The organism is Lactobacillus sp. VURO6/B1 (VP7) (assembly GCF_058139575.1).
Map to the genome: position 1 here is coordinate 1 of NZ_JBVOWJ010000015.1, position 25,824 is coordinate 25,824.

Genomic DNA, 25,824 nt, shown 5'->3' on the forward strand with positions numbered 1-25,824 from the left:
TAAAATTACTTGTATAAGCAGTGAAAGGCTGATCTAAAATAGCTAGACCGTGACGGCCAATTAAAGCTAACAAGTAATTAATATTAGTCTTGCCAACCCGATAACGCTGACTTAGCTCAGCAGGGCTGATTTGATAATCATGCCAAAGATGATAGATTTCAATTTTATCTTGTTTAGATAATTTAGACATAAAAATAACCCCCAAATTTGTCCTAAATTTGGGGGTCACATCAAATCTTTCGACGTTTTTATTTTTTATTGTTTTTCAGTATAAGGTACAAAATGAATTCTATTAAAAAAATAAAGGCAAAAAATATTGTTAAAACAGTTAAGGAAATCAATTTTACATACATAGTATTAGGAACGCCAGTTCCATCATATGGACGAAGCCATAAGAATAAAGCAAAACCCAAAAATAAAATTGCTAAAATAAAATTAGTCGTTTGCCAACCACTCATAGTATAGTCTCCTTTAATATTATTTTGATAAAGAAATTATACTAAATTTTTATTTTTTAAACACTATTTTTCTATTAAATAACTGTAAGGATCATTTTTATCACGTGCTGTCATGGAATAGCGACCGAATAAAATCATTGCGTGATGTGTATGAATCCATTCGTCTTTTGGTAAGATTTCTTCTAACCTTTTTTCTACTTCAAGAGGTTTGGCATTTTGAGGCACTATATGAAATCGTTTTGAAATCCGTGACACGTGTGTATCAACTGCTATTGCTGGTATCCCAAATCCCTCTGCTAAAACAACATTAGCAGTTTTCTCGCCGACTCCAGGCAAAGAGATTAATTCCTTTTTATCTTGTGGTATTTTACTATCATATTTTGAAACCAAAATTTCTGCAGTCTCTTTTAAATGCTTAGCTTTAGAATGATAAAGTCCAATTTGGGAAATATGATTTTCAATCTCTGGAATTGTTGCCACGGCCAAATTCTTAGGTTCAGGATAATCTTTCATAAACTTGGGCATTACTCGATTTACCATCTTGTCTGTTGTTTGAGCACTCATTAACACTGCGCATAGTAAATGAAAGTTATTGTCCCATACCAATTCACTTTTGGCATCAGGATACATTCGGTTGATGCACTCTAACACCTTTCTGGCTTCATTTTTACTAAGTAATTTTTCTGCTTTCATTTAGCGGTTCCTCCTCAAAAACTTTTGAACTTCACTGCTTGTTTTTAGGTTATGTCTTTGCCAATTGAGCAAAATACGATCAACATACTTCAGACTATAGGCTTGAGATAAGACAGCTTCGCGCAGGGCCAACTTAATAATAGCCGGATCGTAGTGATCTACATTAAGCCAAGCGGCAATTTCTTCTCGTTCAATTGGACTTAAATAGCGACCAAATTCAATTTCAAATTGTCGCACTAATTGATTTAATGGACTATTATCAATAGTAGTCTCCGCTTTTTTAACAGGCATTTTTTTATTAGCTGACAAAGTTTTATTTTCCAGCAATTGATCAAGCTTATCGTATAACAAATTAAGATTATATTTGTTTCCAATCATACCGCTGTTGTCAGTAACCTGATCAATTACAATTAAGTCTTTTTCAATTAATTTTTGAATTAAAGCAGTAATTTCTGTAACAGAAAAATTAGTATTTCCTGCAATCTGTTCATTGGTGGGAAAAAAATTGTTTTTCTGAGCAAACATTTCCAATTGGATAATGACCATCATTTCTGCATCGTCAATATTAAGTTGCGGATAATAAGCAAGTAAACCATTTGATAAGGTAGTGGAACCTAAAAAGCGGTAATCATTATAGTGCATATTAATTTCTCCCTTTAAAAAAGTTGAACTAAATCAGTCTTTAGTTCAACTTTCAACTATACTACTCACTTTAATTTAAGGTTCCAGACGATTAATCATTCTCGGGAATGGAATAGCTTCGCGGACATGATCTAATTTGCAAATCCAAGCAATAACACGTTCAAAGCCCATTCCGAAGCCGGAATGAGGCACACTGCCGTATTTGCGCAAATCTAAATACCAGTTGTAATCATTCTCATTTAAACCAGCCTCATGGATTTGTTTGAGCAAAGTTTCATAATCACTTTCACGTTCAGAACCGCCCATGATTTCACCATAACCTTCTGGTGCCAAAACATCTGCACATAGGTATTCCTTAGGATTATCAGGATTTTTCTTCATGTAAAATGGTTTAATTGATGTCGGGTAATTAACAATGAAAAATGGCCGATCAAATTTTTCAGATATAAAAGCTTCGTCAGGAGCACCAAAATCATCGCCCCATTTGAAATCACGTCCATCATCTTGCAAAATTTTTACTGCATCATCATATGATAAGCGCGTGTAGTTACCTTGAGCCGCAGGCTCTAATTTTTGGGGGTCACGACCTAAAATTTCTAATTCATATTGACAATGCTTGAGCACCTGTCCGGTCACATATGACAAAAAACGTTCTTGCAAATCAAGAGACTCATCCTGATGCATCCAAGCCATTTCCGGTTCCATCATCCAAAATTCAGTTAAGTGGCGGCGAGTTTTAGATTCTTCAGCTCTAAAAGTTGGGCCGAAAGTAAAAATCTTGCCAAATGCTTCTGCACCTACTTCGCCGTACAGTTGTCCAGACTGTGATAGGTAGGCATCCCCACCAAAGTATTCGGTATGAAACAACTCGGTAGTTCCTTCAGGAGCAGAATGCATAAAAATGGGAGCATCAAATTTTACAAAGCCTTCATTTTCAAAAAAGTCAACGGTAGCTTTGAAAATGGTATTTCTAATGCGCATAATTGCAAAAGGACGTTTGCTTCTAAGCCATAAATGTCTGTGATCTAGCAAAAATTCAATCCCATGTTCCTTGTTACCAATGGGATAGCCTTCATTGTTAGTAATCAGCTTTAAATCGGAAATTTGAATTTCATAACCAAAATGAGAGCGCTCATCTTGGTGTACAGTTCCCTTAATATAAAAACTGGCTTCTTGATGCAGAGATTTTGCTATTTCAAACACTTCATCAGAAACTGCATTTTTACGAACTACGCCTTGAAAAAAGGCTGTACCATCACGTAATTGTAAAAACACTATTTTGCCGCTTGAACGTTTGTCAGTCAACCAAACGTGCATCCGTACTTCCTGGTCAACATGCTGGCGACAATCTGCTATTGAAATTAATTCTGTCATAAATTTTTATTCCACTTTCCTTATCATAATCAAATTAATGATACCAAAGTTTGATCATTTTAGCGACTCAACCTACTAATTTTCCATCTTTAAAATTATAAAGTTGATAATGATATTCACCGACTATATTTTTAGAACTTACTTCCCATACAGGTTTATTTTTATACCAGCCCAGATTAACTTCTGTAATTCTTTCGTTAGGCTCTTTTGCACTATATTTGTTGCGAATGAGTCCTTCATTTACACCTTTATTTGCTGAATAAAGATAGGCTTTTTTAGAGCCTGGTAAATAGATAAAATAGTAAGTCATATGGTTTTTAGTTAAGCCTTTAAGTGCATAACTATTAACACCACGATTTAAATGATAGTTTTTTTCTGTGTATTTGATAGGAGTCTTTTCGATCGCTATTTTGTTAAGTTCACGGGTTTCTGACCGTTCTGGATTACCTGCCTTATAAAAAATAACAATGAAAGCAAAGTATAAAAAGATCAGAATTATAAATACCCATGCTAAAAATTTAAATGTTTGCTTTGTATCATCTTGTATCATAGTTTGTTAGTTTTTCCTGTAAATTACTTAAAGATGTTTTTTTGACTTTAACTGGAACTGCTGCCAGAAAAACCGGACCATAATCTTTTGACCAGATTCTTGAATCCAGTATTAAAAATTGGCCCTTATCCTGTTCTCCACGAATTAACCTGCCCATCCCCTGCTTAAAGCGAATAATTGCTCGTGGCATTGTATCAGCATGGAAAACATCTATACCTCTGTCAACAAGTTGTCTTTGGCGCAACTTAACTTCCGGCAAATCTGGTGATTCGAAAGGCAATTTGGTGGCTATTACCAAATCAACACCACATTCATGAAAATCAATTCCTTCCCAAAAACTGTCTGCCCCTAAAATAAGTGCTTGCTTGGCGATTGCAAATCTCTTAATAATCCGATTATTTGAACCGGAAACGCCTTGAGCCAAAATTTCAAAATCACGTAAACTGGGAGAATTGATAATAGCACTAAAAACTTTTTTTATTTGTTCTAAATTTGTCATTAGAACTAAAACATGATTTTTATTTGTCAGATCTTTCTCCAAAATCTGGGTTAGACTTTTATCATACTTTGGATCGTTAAAATCGGGAAAATCAGTTACAGATAAGACTTCAAGATGTTTGGCCAACTTAAATGTGCTTGTTCCGATATACTTTTGCGGTGCTAAATCAGTTAAGCCGAGAAGCTTAATGATAAAGTCAAACCCATTATCACTGGTTAAAGTAGCACTAACAAATGATATATGGTCAAAGCGATCATATATTTTATTAAGTTCAGGCGTTGCGTCAAGCATTAACCAACTTAAGTTGGCACTTAAAGGATCTTGCGGATTAGTCAAGGTAATGATAAACCCTTCCGCATCCACATAGGCTTTTTTATGAAGTAAATCCGATAATTGGTAGCTTTTGGTAATATAGTCATCAAGTTGATCGATTTGATCAGAAACTTCACTTAAAATAGCATCCCTATCAATATTCGAACTGTCAGTCTCATTGTACAGCTTAAATAAGATCTGATTTGTATTTTGCCTAATGCCTTCTAATTTTCGCTGTAATTCCGCCAGCTTAGTTAAAAATTGGCTGTTCTTGGGAAACAGGTCTATACCCCTAAAACTGAGAAGTAAATTACCATTAGCCAAAGTATTTTGGCTGACTGCTTTCTTCTTCTTAGAACAGAGTAAACGTTGCAAATGATTAATAACTTTGATCAAATCAAGTATTGCTGGATCTAATTTTTCTAGTAGAAAATTAAACTGGACATCACTGCCATACTGGTTAAATATACTGTCATCAGCATAATAAAGCAAATTGCGCAGGTGATTAAGAAGTCCCCACAATGATTCAAATTGAAACGAGTCATTCCTGGAAGTAATCACATTGTCAACAAATCGATGAGCTTCGTCAATAACGAGGTAAGGATTCTGACCCCAAATTGTATCATTATAGTGATTGGCCAAATAAGCATGATTTGTGACTAAAATGTCAGCTTGCTCTTGCCTTTGTCTGGCTAAATTCCAGAAATCAACATCAGCAAAAATGCTGCCGACACGGGCATCTCCAGGGTGAGCAATCTGAGCAAATAAAGGGGCACGATAATTGGTCAGCTGCAATTCATCTAGATCACCTGTCTGAGTTTCAGTTAACCAAACCAAAATACGCATTTGCAACACCAAAGTTAACTTATTGGGCGTTCCCTGGTATAGACTTTGGTAAAAACCATCCAAATCGAGGTAATGGCTACTGGCTTTTACTTCTTCAGCTTTCAAATCCAACTTGGTTACATTCAGTAATTGGGGAATTTCCTGATCTATTATCTGCTTTTGTAATACTTTGGTGGGAGTGGCAATTACCAATTTTCTGTTTGTGTATAATTGATAGGAATATGAAAACAAGTAGGAAAAGGTTTTACCAGTGCCGTTAGGTGCTTCAATCAATAGTGCTTTTTGCTTAGGAGCAGTCAAAAATTGCTCAATTCGATTGATGAGGTCTACCTGAGGCTGACGATAATTAATTTTATTTTTAAATAATCTCTTCTTGGCCACATCACTTTTGGGGAAAACACTTGACTGTTGATTCTCAGAAGTGATTACTTTTTCTTGTTTTCGTAAAATTATTTGTCGTACCTGCTGATATTGAGAAGGTAACGGCCTTTTTTCTTTGCGTGCGTCATCAGCAATTGTAGTAAAGATCCAAGAAGTGTCACGAATTAGGCCGTGAGCTAAAGAACTGAGTGTATTTAATGTAGCCTGAGGAAGTTTCTCGAGTCGCTCAATTACTTTTATTAATAAAACAGCAGTGCTGTAGGCATCAGAATCTGCTTTATGAGGGTTTAAATGCTTTATTTGCAAATGCGTAGTCAAATCACTTAACTTGTATGACGGTTCAGTGGGAAAGACAATTTTGGCTAACTCTACCGTATCTATTGCACGATTAGTTAATGGTTCATAGCCATGCTGCACTAATTCAAAATTTAAAAATGGCAAGTCAAAATTAACGTTATGAGCTACGAAAACTGTGTTTTTCAAGATTTTAATAATCTTGGGTGCATAATAAGCAAAATCTTTTTCTTGAGCCACATCTTTATTGTGTATGTGGGTCAAATTTTGGACAGCTAGCGGAATTTCGCGGTGAGGATTAATCATAAAAGAGTATGTCTTGACAACTTTCATATTCTTAATAATAGCGCAGCCAAACTGAATGATGTGATTATTTTCTTCACGTTGCGTTCCCGTAGTTTCCAAATCCACTACAGCAAAAACGGTATGCTCGAATGATTTCATTTTGCAATTACCCTCCTTTCTTTTACTTTACTTCCACAACTTTGCAGGCATCTAACAAAACCAAGTATTTAGCCTTCACTTTTTTGTCAGCAAAGGAATTAAGGGCCCTTTCATAAAGGCGTAGTTGACCTAAATATTTCTGCTTGATGTTTTTGATAGCTAATTGCAAATGAGTTTGATCAATATGATCGGTTTTATAATCAAATAATATTATGCCATCTTTTTCGGTAAAATAACCGTCTATTGTACCATGAATTAAAATTTTTGCGTCTGCATCACTGAAATTATTAAATAAACTAGCGGCTGGCAATAGACTCGAAAATTCAATTTCACGGTGCAAGTTTTCTGGTTTTTGCCAAAATTTTTTTGCAAAATCATTATGAACAAACCAATTTATTTTTTCTAAATCTAAGCTGGAAACAATATTGCTATTAAGCTTATTTTGCTTAACTAATTCCTGCACTTCTTCTTTAACTTGGTCTGCTTTGCCTGAGCCATGATAATCATAGTATTGCAGGATCAGGTGCATTGCAGTACCAATCTCTGCTCCTGTAAATCGGGTCTTAAACAGAAAATCAGGTTTAGTATCGATCGGCTGCAAGTAGCGGTTAGTGGAAGAAATTAAGTGCGCATTTTCCAGTTCAGTATCAAGCGGATCGTTAAACGCTTTTTTAATTTCGGATACAGACTGATAAGCAGTTGTCTGACTGGCGTCTTGAAAAGGATAACTAAAATTAAACAGTTTTTTTGTATATTCTTTTAGTGCTGAACTGTTGTCAGTTTTGCTTTCTTGCGGGCTAATATCTTCTTGAAGATGAACTTTTTCGCCTTGGTACTGGATATAAAGCAATTCTTGACTAGTTTCCGAGGCTGAATTGATATCAGTAATTTTTTGACTTAAAAGCTTATCCCATCTGATTGACGGACCGATTAGACTCATAGGATTTGAGGCATTAATCTTACTGCTGAGCGGGAGACGTCCATTTGGATCAACCTCATTTTGCCATTTTTCAATTGTCTGAGGCAATTTCTTTAAATCTGCTACCAAAATTAACTTTTGTTTTGCCCGAGTCATACCCACATATATAATGCGCGCTTCTTCTTCTAAAAGTTGTCTCTTCTTGGACATATTTGCAACAGCCTTAACAAGGGTGTCAGCACGATAATGTTTTTGTTTAATAGTTAAACCTACAGAAGCTGAACTGATAATATAATTGCCGCTTAAATCCCGTTTTTGAAATTGGTGTTGCAAGCCTAAGTAAAAAACAACAGGAAATTCCAACCCCTTGGAACTATGTACTGTCATTAAGCGCACGGAGTTGCCTGCTTCTTTGGTTAAAAGCGGTTGCGCCAGGTCCTTTTGGCTGCGTCTCATTCGTTCGATAAAATTAATAAATTGATACAAACCCTTAAAACCAGCGCTTTCATAAGAAGCTGCTCTTTCATATAAAGCCTCTAAGTTGACTCTGCGCTGCTTGCCATTAGGTAGTGAGGTCATAATTTCAAGCAGGCTGGTCTTTTCATAAATACTCCAAATCAATTCTGAAATTCTGTGCGTTGCCGCAAACTTACGTAAATCTTCAAGCTGATTTAAGAAGTCTTTTACTTTTTGACTAAGTTCGTCACCCACGGCAACATAAGAAGTTAAAGCGTTGTAATAACTGGCATTCTGCGTGTGAATCCTGATAGTACTGAGTTCAGGCTCTGTAAAATTAAACAAAGGTGACCTTAATACAGAAACAAGAGGAATATCCTGGTCTGGATTATCAATGATCCTCAAGTAGTTCATGATAATAGTTAATTCTAAAGTTTGAAAATAATTTTTGGCATCGGTAACCATTATCGGAATATGACTTTTGGCAAACTCTTGCATAATTTCAAGATTATTGCTCCGACTCCGGGTTAAAATAACAATATCACTGTACCTAAAAGGTCTCAAATGACTGCTATTTTGCGAGTTTTTGTCATAAATTAAGAAATTTTCCTCTGTAAATTTTTTAATCCGGTTAATAACCAGCGCAATTTCAGCTGAGTCAATATCGTCAGGATCATCTTCTTGAGACTGGTTTTCGTTGTTATTTTTTTCATGAAATAGTATTTCAGTCGCATCAGGTAGATTTGAAGGATAATATTTGGCACCATAAGTCAGCTGACTCTCATGGTTATAATCAATACCGCCAAAATCAGCTGTCAAAATATTTTTGAATACTTGATTAACAATAGAAATAATTGGCTTAGAAGAACGGAAATTGTCTGACAATAAAATTCTTTCTTCTTTTGCCTGATTTTCTTTAAGAGCTGCCTCTTGATATTTTTGTAAAAACAAGCTTGGTTCAGCCTGTCTAAAACCATAAATTGATTGCTTAACATCCCCAACCATAAAAAGATTATTTTGACCATCTTTTTTAATTAACTGCAAAATATTTTCTTGCAGCGGATTAATGTCCTGATACTCATCAACCAAAATCTCCTTAAATTTATTTTGATAAAAGGTCCGTGCCATTTGAGAGGCAGAAGTGTCTAGGCTGAGAATTTGGTAGGCTAATTGCTCCATGTCACTAAAATCAAGCAGGTTTTCTGCTCTTTTTAACTGATTAAAACGGTCAATCAGTGCCAGTTCTGCTTTTACAATTGCAGCCATGATTTGCTGACCTTTTTGCATCATAGACAATTGCTCTTTTTCGTCAGTGGCATAAAAAGAGGTAAAGGCCGTAAAAACCTGTTCTTTTACTTCTTTTTTAAAATCAGAGCACTCATCATAAAAGGCAATAATATCTTCGTCCCACTTGGCAGATTTGCGCATACTTCCACGAAAAATGCAGTCACGTAGTTTTTCTCTTTGGTCATCGTAGGCAGCATCATTTTTGAGAGCAGCCAGATAATGGGCAAGACATTTTGCAAATAAGTCAAAACTTTCTTTAACTTTGTGCAGTTCTTTAGTAGCCATGACCGCACTTTGACACAACTTCTCTAACTTATCAACAAGGTTTTGAAAAAGATCGACTAAATAAGGCTTAATTTCTTTCTGCCACAAAGAAGATTGGCTTACTTCTTCTCCCATCTGATATTTTTGCGACAGTTCTTTGAGCCATTCTCGATAATCAGGTTTTGCCATTGCGTAATTATATAAGTCTAACAATAAATTCTGCGGTGATTCGGCATCCCTGTCACCTGCAAAATTGTCATAAAATGCTATGAAGTCCTTATCTTTTTTCTCTAAAAACTCTCCCTCAACTTCTTTTAGTGCTCGCTCGCGCATTAATTCCGCTTGTGAATCGTCAGTGAGTATACTGAAGCTGGGGTCAATGTTAATTATGTAATAAAAGCGGTGGATTACATCCAGACAAAAGGCATCAATTGTAGAAATATTGGAAGAATCAATCAAATTTAACTGTTGACGCAAGTATGAATTTTTTGAAGACTTCTGCATTTCATTTGTTAATACTTCTTTAATGCGTTTTTTCATTTCAGCTGCAGCTGCTTTTGTAAATGTAACTACTAACAGATGATCAACACTCACACCAGAAAGAATTTCTTTCATTAAGCGCTGCACAAGAACGGTGGTTTTGCCACTACCTGCTGAAGCTGACACTAGTATGTCGCGACCATGATCATTAATGGCTTTTTCTTGAACGGCTGTAAATGGAGTTTTTCTCTTTTCTTGAACCATCTTTAATTTCCCTCCTTTAGCCGTTTTTTAATCTTTTCCAGTAGTTCTTCCCTTTTCAGGCTTCCTACTTGATGATATTTATTTTCTTTCAACATAGCATCAAAAAAGAAAATGTCGCGAAAGTCTGAATAAGTTAAGGCATTTTTCCCATTCCCATACTTATAGGGATTTAACTTTATTTTTCCCGCTAAAATTTGACTGGAGGCATCTTTAATAAGTTTTTCGTCATATTTCAGCAATAATTCAAGTTCATCACTATTGAAATAACTGCCACCAAACTTTAAAGTTCCATCTTTTGTAGAACTGACTCCGGCATAAATGGAAGAAGTACTGCGTGGTTTATTTAAGTCAGGCTCAGCCGCGAGCATTAATAGCTGGTCATCATTAATTAAACCAGTATATTTAAGTTTAATTTGACCGTCTAAGTTGGCATCTCTGATCTGCAAATTACTGTCATACAACTTATTGCTATTTAGCCTTTCAGTTTGTCTGGTAACCGTTTGGTAAAAAGCACCTAAAAGTGAGAGTGGGTCAGAACCAGCAAAGAATTTGTGGTTTTGCGTTAAGACGTCTAGATATGAAACCATTTGTAAAGAAATGCCCTGGTAAAATAATCCCAGATCAAATTTTTTAGCGGAAGACTTATAATCAATTACTTGAGCAATTAATTTGTTTTGATCAGGAACCTGAGCTAAATCAACCCGATCTATTTTGCCTCTTAAATTAACGTAATGATTGCCTTCAATGTCCGGTACCTTAAAGTTAAGTCCCTGAACCTGCTCACCTTTTCCAAAACTTAGCTCTGAATATTTAGCACGCAGAGGGGTTTTTGAAACCGCATGATGCCAATTGCTTGCTACTTTACTGGTAGTTTGATCAAGACATTTAAATAAGAACTCATTAAATGGGTCATTTAATAATTGCTGGTATTTGGCTTCACTTTTCATTTTGGTACGTGCAATTTCGAGTAACTGATTAAGTGTTTCATCATCAATTTCTTTTAAATCAAGTGAACGGTCATTTAGTTCCTTAACCAAACGATCAAAAGTTTCGTGGAAATAATTGCCAGCTTGGATAAAATCAAATTCATTTTCAAATCTCTTATGAAGGCGTAAGCCATATGTTAAAAAATATTCGTATGAATTTTCATAAAAAGTTTCTAATTGAGAAACCGACGAATTAAGGTTTGACCCATATAATTTTTGTGCCAAATCAGGACCGATATTTTGGGGTTCATTTATGAAGTTACTTCCCTTTATGACTTTAGCTGTTTTTTGCGGGAAAAGTTTAGCGGTTAGCTTTAACAATTCTTTAACATCAATGTCTTCTTTTGCCTGGTTAAGATAGCTTAGATATCCTAAACTTGCTTGGGGATTGGTTATAAAAGATAACAGTTGGCTATATTCTTCAGGTAAATTGTGTTGCGAAAATTCTGGTGCACCTGCTGTTTTAAACCTTTCATAATAAATTGAAGGCTGCACAGTACTACCCTCATCACTCGCTAAAGAATACGATAAATAAACCTTATCTTGTGCTAAAGCTAGGCAATTACCAAATTGGTAATTTTGATCCCAATTGCTTAGCTGTTGTTTATCTTCAATATAGGAGTCCTCGCCAAAATCTTTTTTTAATTCAGCCAGATTTTCTGTACTTAAAAAGCCTGGAGTATTCTGCATTTGTGGTAAGCCGTTAACTGTTGCCCCCATAATAAAAACTTGTTTGTAGCCACTAACTTGAACGATACCCATTTCGGATAAATTTACGGCGTCCAGAGTAGCTGGAATTTGCGAAAAAGTAGCTTCCTTAAAACCGTTAATCAGTACTGCAAAAAAGCCTGCCAGATCAAAATTATCAGGGTTAATTAATAGATAATCATGCAGCAGATTGATCAAAAGATCCCAAACCTGTTCTGACTGCCGGGCTTCTTGTAAAGCACCATCTTCTTGGGCATCAGCACGCCATTTTTCTAAAACTTCATTGACCTTATTAGTAATTAAAAAATTAAAAAATATCGTAATAGCTTTTTGGGTATCCTTTTCTTCTTTTAAACTGTTAAAAAGCTGCGTAATTTGTTTGATAAAATATTCTTTTAATTTTTCTATTTTATTTACTTCTTCGGGAATTTTGTCTAATCCTATGACCTCTGCTGCCATATATTCAGCAAAGTTTCTCCGCCATAAATTATGGTTGATGCCATGGGCTAGGACAAAATTTTCCAATTGATCAACATCATATACATAAGCCGTTTCATCTTGATACCAGTCAGGTATTATTAAACGGGTTTTCATTATGGCCAGCAAGTTTTGGGTCTGCATAGGCTTAGTCAATAATTGGGCAATATTCTCAATTAAAACCACCAGAGGATGATACTTCATTTCTTGCTGTAAGTCATTAAAGAAAGGAATTTGATTCTGCCGTAAAATTGGGGTTAAATAAGTTTCATATTCATGCAGATTCGGTGCCAGAACCAAGAAATCACGGTAGCGGTAGTGCTGCAGTGCAACTTGCTGGTAAATGGTATGAGCTACGTAATACGCCTCTGCATATCTGTTATCTGCACGCACGAGTTGGACTTGATTAAGATCACCAATGTTGCTAACAGCCCCAGTCCAAAATTCATTGAGCAACTCTCTTTTACTGGGTCTATGATTGACAGCTGTGCTTATTATTTGATGTGCTAGACTATGATTTTTAATATACTGCAATAGCTTATTGATGGTAGTTTGAATAACGTAATCATAGTCTCCCGGTTCAGGTTTAGGGTTAATTTCACCCATTTTTGTTTTAAAAGCCAAAGTAACGCTATGGGCTTTGGCCATTAGTAATTTGACGGTTAGACATTCCTGAAGAGAAAAATGAGAAAAATCGCTAAAGTAAAAGTCTGCTTGATCTAAATTTTTTTGTGTAGCTAAAAATTCATTTAACTGCAGCTGTATCTCGTTTGAGGTAGAAAATTTGCCTGTGATGGCTTCAATGAACGCTGAATAAATAATTTTAAGATCAGAGATCTTATTTTTGGTTTCAAGTTCAAGCGCATCTAGGTCAATATCATCAAGGTTCAAATTACCTTCGCGAACTTGCAAAATTGTGTCGTATAATTGTTTTATTAAGCCTGGATTTAAGTCAGTAGTTTGAAAAAGGTGCAGCTGGTCTTTCTTTTGGTCAATGATTTTTGCAAGCAGCATCGCCGCAGCAGCATTATCAAGTTCTGTTGGCAAACCTTTTTTTGCATCTTTTAAGAAAAACCAAGCTAAGCGAGAAAATGATAGAACCTGTAGATTTTTGACAGACTGTTCAGTCTGCTTTTGACTAGTAGCCACTCTATTTATTGCCCTGACTTCTGTGGTAAACTTAATGTGGTTAGGAACGATGACAAAAGTTTTATGATCAGGAAAGTGCTGATAATTTTGTACTGCTTCCTGTAAAATTTTTTCTTGCATGGGATCGGTTTGGCGACCGACTAAAATCTTGATCATCTGTTCTCTTCTCCTTTGTCATTATTTTAGCATAGGAACCAAAATTTTTTACAAACAATAAGGATCTTAAATAAAATGAAATCAAGTTTTTTAGCACACGGGAAAGTTATTCTTATAGGTGAACATTCAGTAGTTTACGGCTATAATGCGTTAGCGTTGCCAATAAAATCATTGCATATCAAAACTACTGTTGAACCGGCAGAACAAATGTGGATGGATACGGCTCATTATCAGGGGCCTTTTTTTATGTCTCCGGCTGAATATGACGGATTAAAATATGTTGTTAAAACCATGCTGACAAAAGCTGCCAGTAATGAAACTCTGAAAATAACTTATACAGGAGAGATTCCAATAGAACGTGGTTTAGGTTCAAGCGCCACAGTTGCTCTTGCTACAACCAGAGCAATGAATGCCTATTTCAAACTTAACTTAACGGAAAAAGAAATAATTAAAATCACTAATCATGCGGAAATGATCAATCACGGTAAAGCTTCGGGTCTTGATGCTGCAACTGTTAATTCAGATTATCTGATCTTTTTTAATCAAAAAGATGGCCCGAAGTCGCTTAAAGCTAAATTAGGTGCAACTTTACTTATAATGGATACTGGTGAATTAGGCAGTACTAAAAAAGCAGTTAGTCAAGTTCAGGATTTGATGGCAAAAGTCCCCGGTGTAAAAGAAAATATCAAGGAATTAGGCAAATTGGCTGATGAAACTAAATCAGCATGTTTAAAAAAAGACGCTGAAAAGGTAGGTTCATATTTTAATCGGGCACAAGAGATACTCCATTCATTTAATCTTTCAACCGCAAAAATTGATCATTTGCAAAAAATTGCTCTTGCAAATGGTGCATTAGGTTTTAAATTATCTGGTAGCGGACTTGGTGGAATTGTAATTGCCTTGTGTCAAAATCATGAAGATGCTGTCAAAATAGCAGATAAATGTCAAAAAATAGCTACAAATAGTTGGATTGAGGAAATATAATTCTTATGGAAAAAACAGTTCGTGCCCATACAAATATTGCGCTGATCAAATATTGGGGCAAAGCAGATTCAGGTTTACGTTTACCTCTGATGTCCAGTTTGTCAATGACACTTGATAAATTTTATACTGACACCAAAATTTCTGATAGTTCAGAAAACCAATTTTGGTTAAATGGTGTCAAAGAAAATGGACCAAGCAGCAGCCGTGTTTTTTCTTTCTTAAAATTGCTACAAAAAAAATTTGCTGTGACCGGCAATTTAAAAGTCGAATCATATAATCATGTCCCAACGGCAGCAGGATTAGCTTCTTCCAGTTCAGCTTTTGCAGCTTTAGCGGGAGCTTTTTGCCTACATTATGGTTTTAATTTGTCCCCTGTTGAACTTTCCCGTTTGGCTCGTTTAGGTTCAGGATCAGCCAGCAGGTCAATTTACGGTGGTTTTGCTATTTGGCGAAAAGGACACGATGATGAATCATCTTATGCCTATGCTTTAGATGAAAAGCCTGACATAGATTTGCGATTGCTTGTGGTTGAGCTGAATAACCAGCAAAAAGATTTGTCTTCCACTCAAGGGATGAAGCAGGCGCAAACTTCGCCATTTTTTATGCCTTGGATTGCGCGTAATCAAACAGAATTAAAACAAATGATTAGCGCTATTAAAGCAAATGATTTTTCAACTATTGGCAGTTTGGCAGAACTGAATGCTTGTGAAATGCATGCAGTCAATTTAAGTGCACAACCAGGTTTCACATATTTTGAACCCGCAACTATTAAAGCAATCAAACTTGTAGCTGATTTGCGTAGCCAGGGTATAGAATGTTACTTCACAATAGATGCCGGACCTAATATAAAAATCTTAAGTCAATTAAAAAATGTAAAAGATATTACTAATAGGTTTGTATCCGAATTTGATAATGTTAACATAATAAATGCAAGTTTTGGTCCAGGTATTTCATGTCTGAACTAATTAATATAAATTAATTGATTAGGAGATTTAATTCTTTTGATAACAGAACAAGCACCCGGAAAATTATATATTGCTGGCGAATACGCGGTACTGGAACAGGATTGTCCCGCTATCTTAGTCGCAGTTAACCAGTTTATCCGTGTTTCAATTATTAAGTCAAAATCAGGAACTGGATTAATCCATTCTAAACAATATTCTCAAAGTTCGATTCACTGGGTCAGACGGGGAGCAAAAATGGTAATCGACAACCGTGATAATCCTTTTGAATATATTTTGGCCGCCATTTCTTACACGGAACGTTTTTGTTTAGAGCAAAAAGTCAAGATGAAAGTATATGATTTATATGTTAATTCTGATCTAGATTCTTCTGATGGCAAAAAATATGGTTTAGGCTCCAGTGCGGCAGTGACTGTAGCAACAGTTAAAGCAATACTTCGTTTTTATAATGTGCCTTTCAGCAATGAATTAGTTTATAAACTGTCAGCCATTTCACATTATTCTGTGCAAGGTAATGGTTCAGCCGGTGACATCGCTGCAAGTGTTTATGGTGGCTGGATTGCTTTTCAAACTTTTGATAAGCAATGGCTTGCTGATGAATTAGCACACAAATCTTTATCTGAAGTACTGAATGAGGCTTGGCCTGGATTAAAAATTCAGCTTTTGACCCCTCCTGCCGGTCTTAAATTAATGATTGGTTGGAGTCAAAAACCTGCATCCACCTCAAGACTAGTTGATGAAACTAATGCCAATAAAGCCGCTTTAAATGGTCAATACCAGGAATTTATCAGGCTTTCGCGTAAATGTGTTCTTAAAATGATTGCCGGATTTGAGCATAATGATATTCAGTTAATCAAAAAACAAATTCGCGTTAACCGTAAGCTTCTGCAGCATTTTGCGCAAATAAATCAAATTGCTATTGAGATACCGCGTCTTTCTAAACTAATTAACATTGCAGAATCATTTGGTGGTGCAGCTAAAACTTCAGGTGCTGGCAACGGAGATTGTGGCATAGTAATTGCAGACAGGAATACAGATACTGCTTTTCTTGAAGATAAATGGCGGCAAAACGGTATAATGCCTTTGGACTTTCGTGTACACCAAATTCGGGTTGTTGATTAGGGGAAAATTATGTCAATTAGATCTAATCGTAAAGAAGAGCATTTGGATTTGGCACAAAAATTTTATCAAAATGAAAAACCAAATAGTTTTGATCAAATGCATTTAGTGCGCCCTGCACTTCCAGAAACTAAAGTTGATCTTCGGGCAATACAAACTACAATGTTTGGTAAAAAAATTGCGGCCCCCTTTTTTATTAATGCTATGACTGGTGGCTCTCACAGATCTTATCTGATTAATAAAGAATTAGGTCGAATAGCCGAAAAAACAAATATTGCATTAGCATTAGGTTCTGCCAGTATTTTAACTAAAGAACCTGATTTAGTTGATAGCTTTTTGATTGCCAGGCAGCAAGATACTGATGGTGTTTTAATAGCAAATGTTAATGCAAAGACTTCAGCCGAACAAGCTGAAAAGATTGTCATGGAGTTATGTGCTGATGCTCTGCAAATACACCTAAATGTGGTACAGGAAATAGCAATGCCTGAAGGAGATCGAGATTTTTATTGGCTTGATAACTTAAAAGAGTTGCGACAGAAAGTAACAGTTCCAATTATTATAAAAGAAGTTGGTTTTGGGTTAGACAGAGAAACAATTCGTTCCTTAAAAAAAGAAGGCTTTAGATTTTATGACGTTGCAGGAAGTGGCGGAACCAATTTCGCTCAGATAGAAAATGCACGTAATACTAATAATGTTTCTTATTTAAATAATATTGGCTTACCTACTGTAGTTTCGAGTTTAATGGCAGCCAAAGAGCAAGTTGAATTTACCGTCTCTGGTGGTGTACGTAGCCCGTTAGATGTTTTTAAGGGGCTTTGCTTAGGTGGAAAATTTGTAGGAATTTCTAATGTGTTTTTACAGGCATTAATTAAGCATGATGCAGATTACCTGCAAAATCTTATTGAAGAATGGCAATATGAACTTGCCTGTCTTCTTGCAATTTACGGTCAAAACGATCTCTCTGGTCTAACCAAGATTGATAAATATTATGACTTTTCACTAAAAACTATTATTGAGCAGTTATTATAAATAAAAATGAGTACCATAAATTTTTCGGATTTTGGTACTCATTTTTATTTTGACAATAATTTAATTTAATAAACGCCATATTTCCTTTTGAACAGCGCTATCATTACTTGATCCTATTATGTGATTAGCTGCTTTTTTGGCACTTGGGAGAGCTGTTCCTGTAGCATAACTGCTACCAGCATATTTTAACATTCCCACATCATTGCCGCTATCTCCAAAAGAAACCATTTCCTTGGGACTGATGTTGTACTTGGTGCCCAAATATTGCAAACCTCGTGCTTTATTCATGCCTTTTGTCGACATATCTATTGATGTAGCTGAGCCGGAAACAAAACCAATTTGCGGATACTCCCGTTTAAGTTTCGCCAAGAGATTTGACATTCTACTTTCTGGGACATCAAATGTGACTTTAAAAATTTGATCATCCAGATGATTAAAATTCTCAACAACTGTCAGTTTTTCATAATATTTTTTCAAATCCTCTGCATATTCAGGACCATCACTTTTTAAAATATATGCACTGGCAAGACCAGAAACCGTTACTTTTTCATCATATTCTTGAATGATTTGTAAAATCGTCTGCCAATCCTCTGCAGAAAGGCAATCAACATGAATTACTTGTCTGCCTTGAGCTACGAGTGCCCCATTATCTGCAATGTAGTAAAGCTGATTAGCCACTTGCGGAAATCGAGAGTACAAATTTTCAAATTGATTTCCACTTGCAACTACAAACTTTATGCCTCTTTTTTGCATTATTTGGAATTCTTGCAAAAATAACTCTCGATCATAAGTTTGTTGGTCTGTTAACCAAGTTCCATCCATATCGGTAGCGATTAGTTTAATCATTCTTTTATTCTTTCTCTAAATTCGTAATCCTTTAGGATAATAGTTTTTAATAATATGATTGCTGATTTTGCCAAAGCCTAAGATAAAGCTTTTAAAACTGACCAGAATAAAACCATTCATATTTGAATCAGTTTTAATAGTTTCTCCATGCAAATACTTTAAATAATTGTTACTACTTAAGTCAACTACTCTATTCTGCTTTCGTCCTGCTAAGACCATAGCCAGCTGATGTCCTGGCTCAAAACGGTTCTTCTTTAAAATACCCAGCTCAACGCCATTGGCTAAAATTTTAAGATGTATATCAGAATTTGTATTTATAGCAGGAATAAAAACATGATTATTATGTACTTGACATTTAACTTGCCAGTTCTCAATTTCTGATGGCAACTTAAATTTATCTAGTATGCTGGCAATCAAATGTACATCCGATTTGGTTAAAGCAGTTCGTGATTTCTTTTGGTGTTTTGACTTTTTGCTTGTCGACGTGAAGGTTTGTTCCTTAATTTTTTCGTCAAGTCTTAATTTTGCCACATACTGTCCTTCTCCAATATTGGCAGTAGGCCAAAATCGTGCTGTTTTAGCTAACTCAATATTATTATCTGACCATTCTGGATGACCATGGTCAATATATTGTTCATCTATTTTTAGTGGCAATATTGTAAAACCAAAAGTTTTAGTTAGCCAAGAAACTACTTGCTCATTTTCTTCTGGAGCAAAAGTACAAGTTGAATAAATTAGTTCTCCACCTGGCTTAAGCATTTGAACTGCAGCAGACAAGATCTCTTTTTGCCTTTGCTGACAAAAAATTACGTAATCCTGTGACCAATACTCAATAGCTTGAGGGTCTTTGCGAAACATACCCTCACCACTGCAAGGAGCATCAACTAGAATTTTATCAAAATACCGCGAAAAATATTTTGTTAATTTTTCCGGTTTTTCGCTCGTAATTAGCGCATTGACTACTCCCCAACGTTCTAGATTTTCGCGTAGTATTTTTGCTCGACTAAGCGAAATTTCATTTGCCAGCAAAAGTCCCTGGCCTTTTAGTTGTGCGCCAATCGCAGTACTTTTGCCACCGGGAGCTGCACATAAATCAAGAATTTTTTCTCCGGGTTGAGCTTCAAGAAAAAAAGCAGGAAACATTGCAGCAGGTTCCTGTGAATACACTGTTCCGCTCACCCATTCAGGATCTTTTCCACTTATTTTGCCGTAATAAGCATCAGGAATTAGTGGGATTTTTTCACTTTGACTATAAGAAAGAGTTTGATTTTCTTTCAATGAATTAATTCGATATGCGTTTTTGGATTTTTCACTAATTGCATTAAAAAGTTGGTCAGCCTTTTGCTTACCCAAAAGCTTAGTATATTTTTTGATAAAATCTTCAGGCAGTTTTGGCATTATTTTGTTCCTTTCGTAATAAGTGCAGAATACCTAAACCGTATAGAATAGAAATTATTATCCAACTAATCATTAAGAGCCATATTAAATGCTGTGGTTTGGAAACGAATTTACGCCATACCAAAAAGAGATAAGCACCAAAAGTAAGCACAAGCTCAACAAGCAAAATTCTAACCCCATGATTGATTAACCAATTTCGTAACAGACTACCTTTCAGATTTGTTTGTTTAACAGTTTTCCAATCCATAAAGGCTAAGAGTAAGTTACTTGCTGCAGCAATTAACAAAAATAACAATATAAATAAAATTTCACGAATAATTGAAAACTGGTGTATCTGATGATTTTTTACAAAAACCGGTGTCTTAGCTTTTACTTTATAATGCTTAGCGATTTGTTGAATCACTTTATCTGAACTGTCTATTATAATTTGATAATCACGCAGTTTGAATTTGCCTGTTGGCTGTTTTGGACTAGTAGTCAAATAATAACTATTTTGTTTCATTTGCCGATAATGCTTTAAAGTTCCTATTACTGTATAATATTTTTTGTTTATATAAATATATTCGTTTCCTTGTGTTTTTAAAGTAGGAACCCCTGCGTTTAAACCCAGTACTGCAAAAGAAACACGACCTTTAAAATCATCTTTGGTAAAGTATCTTCCAGATTCGGTCGGTAATTTTAACACATCATGATTTGACCACACGAGAGTTTGATTTTTCTTAGATTTAGAAATCATATGAACTTGAATTTTATTCTGAGGAAATCTTTTTTTCAAATAGGTCAAGAAAGACCTAACTTCTTGATCTTTTTTGACTTCAATATAGCGAGTATTATTGCTTAAACCATATGCCTCAAGTAGCTGGTTCGCTTCACGTGACTGCACATTTGACAACATACTGCCGATACCTAAAAAAGATAAAAATATAATGACGATTAAAATAGTTTTCTTAAATTTCATGTGCTATCTCAAAAATGTGTTCATTAATAAAATCAAAACTAGGAAAAGTTTGATTAATTCGTTTTAATTCTTTTGAATGATGTACTAATCCTTTTTGCCAAAAAGCCTCTGAATTGGTCGCTCCGCTCTTTTCGCCTATAAAGAGCAGATGGCTTGTTGCATTCAACTTTTGCCAGGTTGATACAACTTTTGTATCGCTATTACCAAAATTAGGAGCCCAAGAACATATTATTAGATCAACATTACCAAACATTTCAACGGCCTTAGCAGCATCAAAATTTGTGACTGACATAAATGACTTGGAACCAGTGTTTGAAGTTTTTGACCAATCTAAGTTATCTGTGACTGTCATTTTAACACCTACATCAGATAAAGCTTTGCTCCAATATGCATTACCTGCCATAATTTCCAGTCCGGTTTTAATGTTTAAACTGTCTGTAATTGTTTTAACTGTCTGTAAATTAGGTAGCGACCAAACGCCAAAATTTATAGCTAAAAATTGCCTAAAATTATTGATTAACTGGTTAATAGCTCTAAATTGTTTAATTTTAGTTTGCGAAAGACTACCACATATTTCTTCAAATATATCTGGTAAAAACCCCAGTTTTTCTGGCGCTTTTTTTAAAACTTGTTTTTGGCTCACGATAGAAATAATATCATTAATTTCCTTGACTTGATGATGCACTTGTTCAATATTAAGCTGATCATCTAATTGGTTAATTTTACTTAAAAAATTTATCATTATCAAATCCCTATAATGATTTTAACATTCAAACGGAAAGATTTCAGTTATAATAAAGGGTAGCATAATAAAGGAGAAAAAATTTATGGCGAAAAAAGTAACAAAAAAGCAAGACGAAGAGCAAGAAAGCTTAGGTAAATTTATTCTCGACGTTGTCATAATGATGGCAGTTATTTTAGGTGTATTCTATGTTGTATTCCATTTTGTACTTTCTAATGACAGAGTCTCTGGACCGTCTATGCAACCGACTTTTGAAGATAATGACCGTTTGATTGCGGTGCGTAATTTTACTCCTAAGCGTAATGATGTTGTTGTTTTGCTTGCTCCTAAGGCAGCTAATGATCTCCCAGGGGCGTATTACATCAAGCGTGTAATTGGTCTTCCAGGAGATAAACTTGTTTCTAAAAACGATAAAATGTATGTCAACGGCAAGCTTTTACCTGAACCATATCTAGAAAATCATTTCAAAAAGGCTAATAATGCTGAAGGACAGACATATACGACGAATTTTACTTATAAAGTTCCGAAGGGTTACTATTGGGTAATGGGCGATCACCGTGATATATCTAAGGACTCACATATTTTTGGTCCCGTAAAACGACAAAATTTGGTTGGCAAAGTCAAATTCAGATATTGGCCATTTAATAAAATTCAGGGCTTTTAATTTCCTTTGAATTTTAATATTTTTCCGCTAAAATAAATTGTAAAGGAGAATTTATTATGAATCAGCAATTAGAAGAATTATCCGATGCAATTATCGATTTTCAAGTAAAACATCATGTTACTGATACAGATTTAGCTTTTGCAAGTCATTTGTCAGTTGAAAAAATTCACGCAATGAAAACTGGCGAAGGCGAGTTTACTCCTGAAGAAATTAATCAGTTGTACGATTACCTTGCTGCAAATCATTAAAAAGTTATCTATATATTAGCGCCGGCAATGCATCTTATTTCATTGCTGGCTTTTATTTTCGATTATTTGAGAAAAATGGCTATTTATAGGATTGATTTAGGAATTACTTTACTTTTGACTAGTTTAATATCTCTTATCATTTTCAGAAAAAGCAAAAATCTTAAAACTGGGAAAATTTCTGCTTTGACTTCATTGCATTTTGTCTTTTAATCTATTGGCTTTTTTGCTGTTTGTTTTATGGCTCTTTTTTGGCTACTGAAAAAGACGCTAAAAATTTTTAGCGTCTTTTAATATGCAAATTTTATTTCCCCTCCCTAGCCTCAAAGAATTTACTGAAAAGAATTGTATCCAAAAACCAAAAAAGTAAATTGATTGCAAGCATTAAAATTAGAGCTAGAGCCAAATCATCATTTGTTCCTGTGGTTTCCCCTATCATAAATCTAAACGGGAACGAAATTATTTGTAGACCTATATCACTTGCTTTGATTGCAAGCCAGGCTACTAAAATAATTACAAAAACTGCAATTACCCGAAAGTAAGCTTTGCTGAGAGCTTCCGGAAGAAAATCCAAAAGAGCACGACTGGAGTAATTTAAAAAGCTGATAATGAAGTAACCAAAAAATGCGCAGAGAATAGTCATCATGATTGCTCCAAAAAAGTTAAACATAATTTCCAGATCAACTTGTTGCAAATGCCGTCCAATATCAGCAAACATTTCGATTATGGCGGTATGAAACTGACTGTCAAAGGTAAATGTCACAGCACTTAAGATAAAAGCACAAATTATTTCCAGTATCACAAAGAAAAGTAATGCACCAAAAGAACTTAAAATATTATCAAAATAGAGTTTTTTGTCATCAATTGGAACTAAACGCCAAGTTTGATTGCCACTGACACGTTCGTTTTGAAAACAGGTGGTTAAATAAAATATCCCGGTAAAAAGCCACGCTGATAACACAAAAATAGTCAACCATAAAGTAAAGAAGTTGGAAAAAATAGTTCTATTAATGTATACATGACCGTTATTAAAATTGAAAAACGACATTGCAAATGAAGCTACGGTCTGGATAATTAACAGAAGAGAAATCCATTTGGTTTTTAATCTGAAAAGCACCGTAAAATAACGATTAAAAATAGCCATTATTCATCCTCTTCTCTTTGATAAAAACTCTCATAAAATTCCTCTACACTTTGATTATCAGCCCTAATTGCTTCAGTCGACTTTTGCATACAAACAGTTTTATTTTTAATAATAACAACTTCATCCAAAACCGCAGCTATTTCATTGACGAAATGATCTGAAACTAAAATCGTGGATTTTTCTTGCTTCCATAAAATTATCGATTTAATAATTTTTTTGCGAGCCATAGCATCAATGCCGGAAAAGGGTTCATCCAAAAGATATAAATCTGTTTTTCTGGAAAAAGTTAGAGCAATTACCAACTTTTCTTTCATTCCTTTAGACATTTCAGATAAGCGCATGTCAGAATCTAAATTCATGAATTTTCTTAACTGCTCAAATTGCTTTAGATTAAAATCATGGTATAAGATCTGATAAAACTTAACAATATCACTAATTCTTGTTGAATTAGCAAATCCTGTCAGGCCATCAGTAAAAGAAAGATGTGCCTTTCTGTCAGCCTCCTTGGTAAAGCCAGCAACTTTAACGCTGCCTCGATAGTTTTTAGCTACGCCACTAATTATTCGCATTAAAGTAGTTTTGCCCGCTCCGTTTTCACCTAAAAGAGCAACAATTATTCCTGGTTTAAGGGTTAAATTTAAATCAGAAATAATTGTTTTCTGGTTCTTTTTGTAAACTAAGTCTGTTATTTCTAAGGGATTGCCCATTATTTACGCTCCTCTTTAAGATATTCAGTTAAAGATTTGAGAATTTGTTCGTCAGAAACACCTAAAGAGTTCATACTCTGAACAAATTTGTCTAGTTCAGCGTTAATTAATTCCCTTTTCGTTTTTTCAAGTAAAGTAGTATCTTCAGTGACAAAATTACCTTCTCCCCTCTTGGTATACAAAATGCCTTCAAAGTTCATTTGTTGTAAAGCACGTTGTACCGTATTGACGTTTACAGTGAGTTGCACTGCTAGTTCACGCACGGAAGGAATTTTTTTACCGGGCTTCAATTTGCCGGTAATTATTTGTCGATATAGGTATTGCTTAATTTGTAAGTAAATGGGAATGTTATCTTTAAATTCCACAAGTCCACCATCCTTTGGCCGTAATACACCTATAGTACACTATCATAAACCAGATTTATTTTTTCCGCAAACCTTTTAATTGTTGTAATAACTTGCTTTTTTGTGAGAAATTACAAAATTGTAAAAGTAATTTTTTCTTATTTGCCTACCTACTTACGTTCACTGGCTTCATAAAAATGATTAAATAAGAAAACGTTGCTGCCCAACAAAATAAGATTGCAAATTGTGGTTGACAAAATTGCAAAAGGTAAATCACTAGAATAAGCAAGTCCGTAATTAGCTGGATTAAATACTGACAAAAGAATTTTGTAGACAAATATATGTTGAATTTTAAAAAAGAACCAGATCAGTACAAAAATTATGAATAAATGGAGTATCTTTACAAGTGCTCCATTAACGTTGGCGGGTACAAAATCTATTATGGACTGGCTAGCAAAGTTAAAGAAACTGATAACAAAATATAAAAAGAAACAACTTAAAATGGCTAAGACAATCGTACCAATTACAGTCCAGAAAACATTGTAATCAAAATTAGGATGCAGATCCATTAGGAAATCATGAAGTCCTCGTTGAAAATCTTTATCAATCAAAAAAGATAAGAAACCTAGCATAACTGTAGCAACTACTTCAAGCGCAAGCATGTAAATAAAAGATACAAATGTACTTAAAACATTATCAAGATAAAACTGGCTGTCACTTATTCCAGCTAACCGCCAGGTTTGACTGCGATTAAATTTTTCACTTTGCAAAGGAGTTAAAATGAATACAAATAATATGACAAGAAAGGCTAAGATGACAAAATATAATGTCCATTCTGGTATCAGACCGACATTATTTTTTAGATTTTTTTGAATATGCCAATTTGTAACTTCATAATAAGTAAAAAAGGCACACGCGAGAGCTGCAATTATCTGGAAAAAAAGCAATACGTGTAATTTTCTTGTTTTAATTTTAAAAAATCTGTTAAATAACCTGCTAAATTTCGCCATTTTGGACTCCTTATTTTTATTTCTAATTGATAA

The 25,824-nt window shown here is 34.8% G+C and carries 22 protein-coding genes and 1 pseudogene; 6 read left to right on the top strand and 17 right to left on the bottom strand.

All coding sequences use genetic code 11. The features are described 5' to 3' along the window. The 9 genes and pseudogenes from ACZ2M0_RS08830 to ACZ2M0_RS08870 all read right to left on the bottom strand — a co-directional run. A pseudogene (locus ACZ2M0_RS08830) lies at nucleotides 1-190 on the bottom strand (IS3 family transposase); the annotation flags it as partial. A gap of 58 nt (nucleotides 191-248) precedes the next feature. Further along, entirely contained in the window at nucleotides 249-458 is a 210-nt protein-coding gene (locus ACZ2M0_RS08835; protein ID WP_490059207.1) for a DUF3923 family protein, read from the bottom strand. A gap of 63 nt (nucleotides 459-521) precedes the next feature. Then, nucleotides 522-1,151 carry an endonuclease III gene (gene nth / locus ACZ2M0_RS08840; protein WP_490059208.1) on the bottom strand — a complete coding sequence of 210 codons (630 nt, stop codon included), beginning with the start codon at nucleotides 1,149-1,151 and terminating at the stop codon, nucleotides 522-524. After that, on the bottom strand, nucleotides 1,152-1,793 hold the full coding sequence (locus ACZ2M0_RS08845) for a DnaD domain protein (protein ID WP_223901753.1): 642 nt from the start codon (nucleotides 1,791-1,793) through the stop codon (nucleotides 1,152-1,154). A gap of 75 nt (nucleotides 1,794-1,868) precedes the next feature. Further along, entirely contained in the window at nucleotides 1,869-3,167 is a 1,299-nt protein-coding gene (gene asnS, locus ACZ2M0_RS08850) for an asparagine--tRNA ligase (protein WP_490059209.1), read from the bottom strand. Nucleotides 3,168-3,234: 67 nt separating this feature from the next. Then, complete coding sequence (locus tag ACZ2M0_RS08855; protein WP_490059210.1) at nucleotides 3,235-3,717, bottom strand: hypothetical protein; 483 nt, start codon at nucleotides 3,715-3,717, stop codon at nucleotides 3,235-3,237. Continuing rightward, nucleotides 3,704-6,493 carry a helicase C-terminal domain-containing protein gene (locus ACZ2M0_RS08860; RefSeq protein ID WP_490059211.1) on the bottom strand — a complete coding sequence of 930 codons (2,790 nt, stop codon included), beginning with the start codon at nucleotides 6,491-6,493 and terminating at the stop codon, nucleotides 3,704-3,706. The genes ACZ2M0_RS08855 and ACZ2M0_RS08860 overlap by 14 nt, the downstream gene beginning before the upstream one ends. Before the next feature lie 22 nt (nucleotides 6,494-6,515). Further along, entirely contained in the window at nucleotides 6,516-10,163 is a 3,648-nt protein-coding gene (gene addA, locus ACZ2M0_RS08865; protein WP_490059212.1) for a helicase-exonuclease AddAB subunit AddA, read from the bottom strand. A 2-nt stretch (nucleotides 10,164-10,165) separates the two neighbouring features. Beyond that, complete coding sequence (locus tag ACZ2M0_RS08870; protein ID WP_490059213.1) at nucleotides 10,166-13,639, bottom strand: PD-(D/E)XK nuclease family protein; 3,474 nt, start codon at nucleotides 13,637-13,639, stop codon at nucleotides 10,166-10,168. A gap of 75 nt (nucleotides 13,640-13,714) precedes the next feature. Between ACZ2M0_RS08870 and mvk the strand changes: the two genes are divergently transcribed. The 4 genes from mvk to fni are packed head-to-tail and all read left to right on the top strand — an operon-like array spanning nucleotide 13,715 to nucleotide 17,733. Beyond that, nucleotides 13,715-14,623: a mevalonate kinase gene (gene mvk / locus ACZ2M0_RS08875; protein ID WP_490059214.1), complete on the top strand. Its 909-nt coding sequence runs from the start codon at nucleotides 13,715-13,717 to the stop codon at nucleotides 14,621-14,623. A gap of 5 nt (nucleotides 14,624-14,628) precedes the next feature. After that, a complete protein-coding gene (mvaD, locus tag ACZ2M0_RS08880; RefSeq protein WP_490059215.1) occupies nucleotides 14,629-15,588 on the top strand; it encodes a diphosphomevalonate decarboxylase in 960 nt (319 codons plus the stop codon). Between the two features lie 36 nt (nucleotides 15,589-15,624). Continuing rightward, the gene (locus ACZ2M0_RS08885; RefSeq protein WP_045928093.1) at nucleotides 15,625-16,707 is read left to right on the top strand and encodes a phosphomevalonate kinase; all 1,083 of its coding nucleotides are present in this window, start codon (nucleotides 15,625-15,627) and stop codon (nucleotides 16,705-16,707) included. A 9-nt stretch (nucleotides 16,708-16,716) separates the two neighbouring features. Next, complete coding sequence (gene fni, locus ACZ2M0_RS08890) at nucleotides 16,717-17,733, top strand: type 2 isopentenyl-diphosphate Delta-isomerase (protein ID WP_490059216.1); 1,017 nt, start codon at nucleotides 16,717-16,719, stop codon at nucleotides 17,731-17,733. A 60-nt stretch (nucleotides 17,734-17,793) separates the two neighbouring features. Here the strand turns inward: fni and ACZ2M0_RS08895 are convergent, their stop codons facing one another. The 4 genes from ACZ2M0_RS08895 to ACZ2M0_RS08910 are packed head-to-tail and all read right to left on the bottom strand — an operon-like array spanning nucleotide 17,794 to nucleotide 21,677. After that, nucleotides 17,794-18,579 (bottom strand): Cof-type HAD-IIB family hydrolase, encoded by a 786-nt coding sequence (locus ACZ2M0_RS08895; protein ID WP_490059217.1) that lies wholly within the window; start codon nucleotides 18,577-18,579, stop codon nucleotides 17,794-17,796. 15 nt (nucleotides 18,580-18,594) lie between these two features. After that, nucleotides 18,595-19,977: an RsmB/NOP family class I SAM-dependent RNA methyltransferase gene (locus ACZ2M0_RS08900; RefSeq protein ID WP_490059218.1), complete on the bottom strand. Its 1,383-nt coding sequence runs from the start codon at nucleotides 19,975-19,977 to the stop codon at nucleotides 18,595-18,597. After that, entirely contained in the window at nucleotides 19,961-20,935 is a 975-nt protein-coding gene (locus tag ACZ2M0_RS08905) for a hypothetical protein (protein ID WP_490059219.1), read from the bottom strand. The genes ACZ2M0_RS08900 and ACZ2M0_RS08905 overlap by 17 nt, the downstream gene beginning before the upstream one ends. Continuing rightward, entirely contained in the window at nucleotides 20,925-21,677 is a 753-nt protein-coding gene (locus tag ACZ2M0_RS08910; protein ID WP_490059220.1) for an SAM-dependent methyltransferase, read from the bottom strand. Before ACZ2M0_RS08910 ends, ACZ2M0_RS08905 begins: the two co-directional genes overlap by 11 nt. Before the next feature lie 85 nt (nucleotides 21,678-21,762). Between ACZ2M0_RS08910 and lepB the strand changes: the two genes are divergently transcribed. Both lepB and ACZ2M0_RS08920 read left to right on the top strand, forming a co-directional pair. Beyond that, a complete protein-coding gene (gene lepB / locus ACZ2M0_RS08915) occupies nucleotides 21,763-22,341 on the top strand; it encodes a signal peptidase I (protein WP_490059221.1) in 579 nt (192 codons plus the stop codon). 56 nt (nucleotides 22,342-22,397) lie between these two features. After that, a complete protein-coding gene (locus ACZ2M0_RS08920) occupies nucleotides 22,398-22,589 on the top strand; it encodes an LBP_cg2779 family protein (protein ID WP_046324857.1) in 192 nt (63 codons plus the stop codon). 301 nt (nucleotides 22,590-22,890) lie between these two features. Here ACZ2M0_RS08920 and ACZ2M0_RS08925 read toward each other — a convergent pair whose 3' ends face one another. The 4 genes from ACZ2M0_RS08925 to ACZ2M0_RS08940 all read right to left on the bottom strand — a co-directional run bounded on the left by ACZ2M0_RS08925 (nucleotide 22,891) and on the right by ACZ2M0_RS08940 (nucleotide 25,791). Continuing rightward, nucleotides 22,891-23,730, bottom strand: coding sequence for a hypothetical protein (locus tag ACZ2M0_RS08925; protein ID WP_490059222.1), 840 nt, complete (start codon nucleotides 23,728-23,730; stop codon nucleotides 22,891-22,893). Beyond that, the gene (locus tag ACZ2M0_RS08930; RefSeq protein WP_490059223.1) at nucleotides 23,730-24,437 is read right to left on the bottom strand and encodes an ABC transporter ATP-binding protein; all 708 of its coding nucleotides are present in this window, start codon (nucleotides 24,435-24,437) and stop codon (nucleotides 23,730-23,732) included. The genes ACZ2M0_RS08925 and ACZ2M0_RS08930 overlap by 1 nt, the downstream gene beginning before the upstream one ends. Next, nucleotides 24,437-24,802: a GntR family transcriptional regulator gene (locus ACZ2M0_RS08935; protein ID WP_109586300.1), complete on the bottom strand. Its 366-nt coding sequence runs from the start codon at nucleotides 24,800-24,802 to the stop codon at nucleotides 24,437-24,439. The genes ACZ2M0_RS08930 and ACZ2M0_RS08935 overlap by 1 nt, the downstream gene beginning before the upstream one ends. Nucleotides 24,803-24,951: 149 nt before the next feature. Next, nucleotides 24,952-25,791, bottom strand: coding sequence for a hypothetical protein (locus tag ACZ2M0_RS08940; RefSeq protein ID WP_490059224.1), 840 nt, complete (start codon nucleotides 25,789-25,791; stop codon nucleotides 24,952-24,954). Nucleotides 25,792-25,824 lie beyond the last annotated feature (33 nt).

Excerpts from the sequence above, each read along its gene's own strand:
- ACZ2M0_RS08835 (WP_490059207.1), bottom strand. The coding sequence starts at position 458 with ATGAGTGGTTGGCAAACGACTAATTTTATTTTAGCAATTTTATTTTTG.
- nth (WP_490059208.1), bottom strand. The coding sequence starts at position 1,151 with ATGAAAGCAGAAAAATTACTTAGTAAAAATGAAGCCAGAAAGGTGTTA.
- ACZ2M0_RS08845 (WP_223901753.1), bottom strand. The coding sequence starts at position 1,793 with ATGCACTATAATGATTACCGCTTTTTAGGTTCCACTACCTTATCAAAT.
- asnS (WP_490059209.1), bottom strand. The coding sequence starts at position 3,167 with ATGACAGAATTAATTTCAATAGCAGATTGTCGCCAGCATGTTGACCAG.
- ACZ2M0_RS08855 (WP_490059210.1), bottom strand. The coding sequence starts at position 3,717 with ATGATACAAGATGATACAAAGCAAACATTTAAATTTTTAGCATGGGTA.
- ACZ2M0_RS08860 (WP_490059211.1), bottom strand. The coding sequence starts at position 6,493 with ATGAAATCATTCGAGCATACCGTTTTTGCTGTAGTGGATTTGGAAACT.
- addA (WP_490059212.1), bottom strand. The coding sequence starts at position 10,163 with ATGGTTCAAGAAAAGAGAAAAACTCCATTTACAGCCGTTCAAGAAAAA.
- ACZ2M0_RS08870 (WP_490059213.1), bottom strand. The coding sequence starts at position 13,639 with ATGATCAAGATTTTAGTCGGTCGCCAAACCGATCCCATGCAAGAAAAA.
- mvk (WP_490059214.1), top strand. The coding sequence starts at position 13,715 with ATGAAATCAAGTTTTTTAGCACACGGGAAAGTTATTCTTATAGGTGAA.
- mvaD (WP_490059215.1), top strand. The coding sequence starts at position 14,629 with ATGGAAAAAACAGTTCGTGCCCATACAAATATTGCGCTGATCAAATAT.
- fni (WP_490059216.1), top strand. The coding sequence starts at position 16,717 with ATGTCAATTAGATCTAATCGTAAAGAAGAGCATTTGGATTTGGCACAA.
- ACZ2M0_RS08895 (WP_490059217.1), bottom strand. The coding sequence starts at position 18,579 with ATGATTAAACTAATCGCTACCGATATGGATGGAACTTGGTTAACAGAC.
- ACZ2M0_RS08900 (WP_490059218.1), bottom strand. The coding sequence starts at position 19,977 with ATGCCAAAACTGCCTGAAGATTTTATCAAAAAATATACTAAGCTTTTG.
- ACZ2M0_RS08905 (WP_490059219.1), bottom strand. The coding sequence starts at position 20,935 with ATGAAATTTAAGAAAACTATTTTAATCGTCATTATATTTTTATCTTTT.
- ACZ2M0_RS08910 (WP_490059220.1), bottom strand. The coding sequence starts at position 21,677 with ATGATAAATTTTTTAAGTAAAATTAACCAATTAGATGATCAGCTTAAT.
- lepB (WP_490059221.1), top strand. The coding sequence starts at position 21,763 with ATGGCGAAAAAAGTAACAAAAAAGCAAGACGAAGAGCAAGAAAGCTTA.
- ACZ2M0_RS08920 (WP_046324857.1), top strand. The coding sequence starts at position 22,398 with ATGAATCAGCAATTAGAAGAATTATCCGATGCAATTATCGATTTTCAA.
- ACZ2M0_RS08925 (WP_490059222.1), bottom strand. The coding sequence starts at position 23,730 with ATGGCTATTTTTAATCGTTATTTTACGGTGCTTTTCAGATTAAAAACC.
- ACZ2M0_RS08930 (WP_490059223.1), bottom strand. The coding sequence starts at position 24,437 with ATGGGCAATCCCTTAGAAATAACAGACTTAGTTTACAAAAAGAACCAG.
- ACZ2M0_RS08940 (WP_490059224.1), bottom strand. The coding sequence starts at position 25,791 with ATGGCGAAATTTAGCAGGTTATTTAACAGATTTTTTAAAATTAAAACA.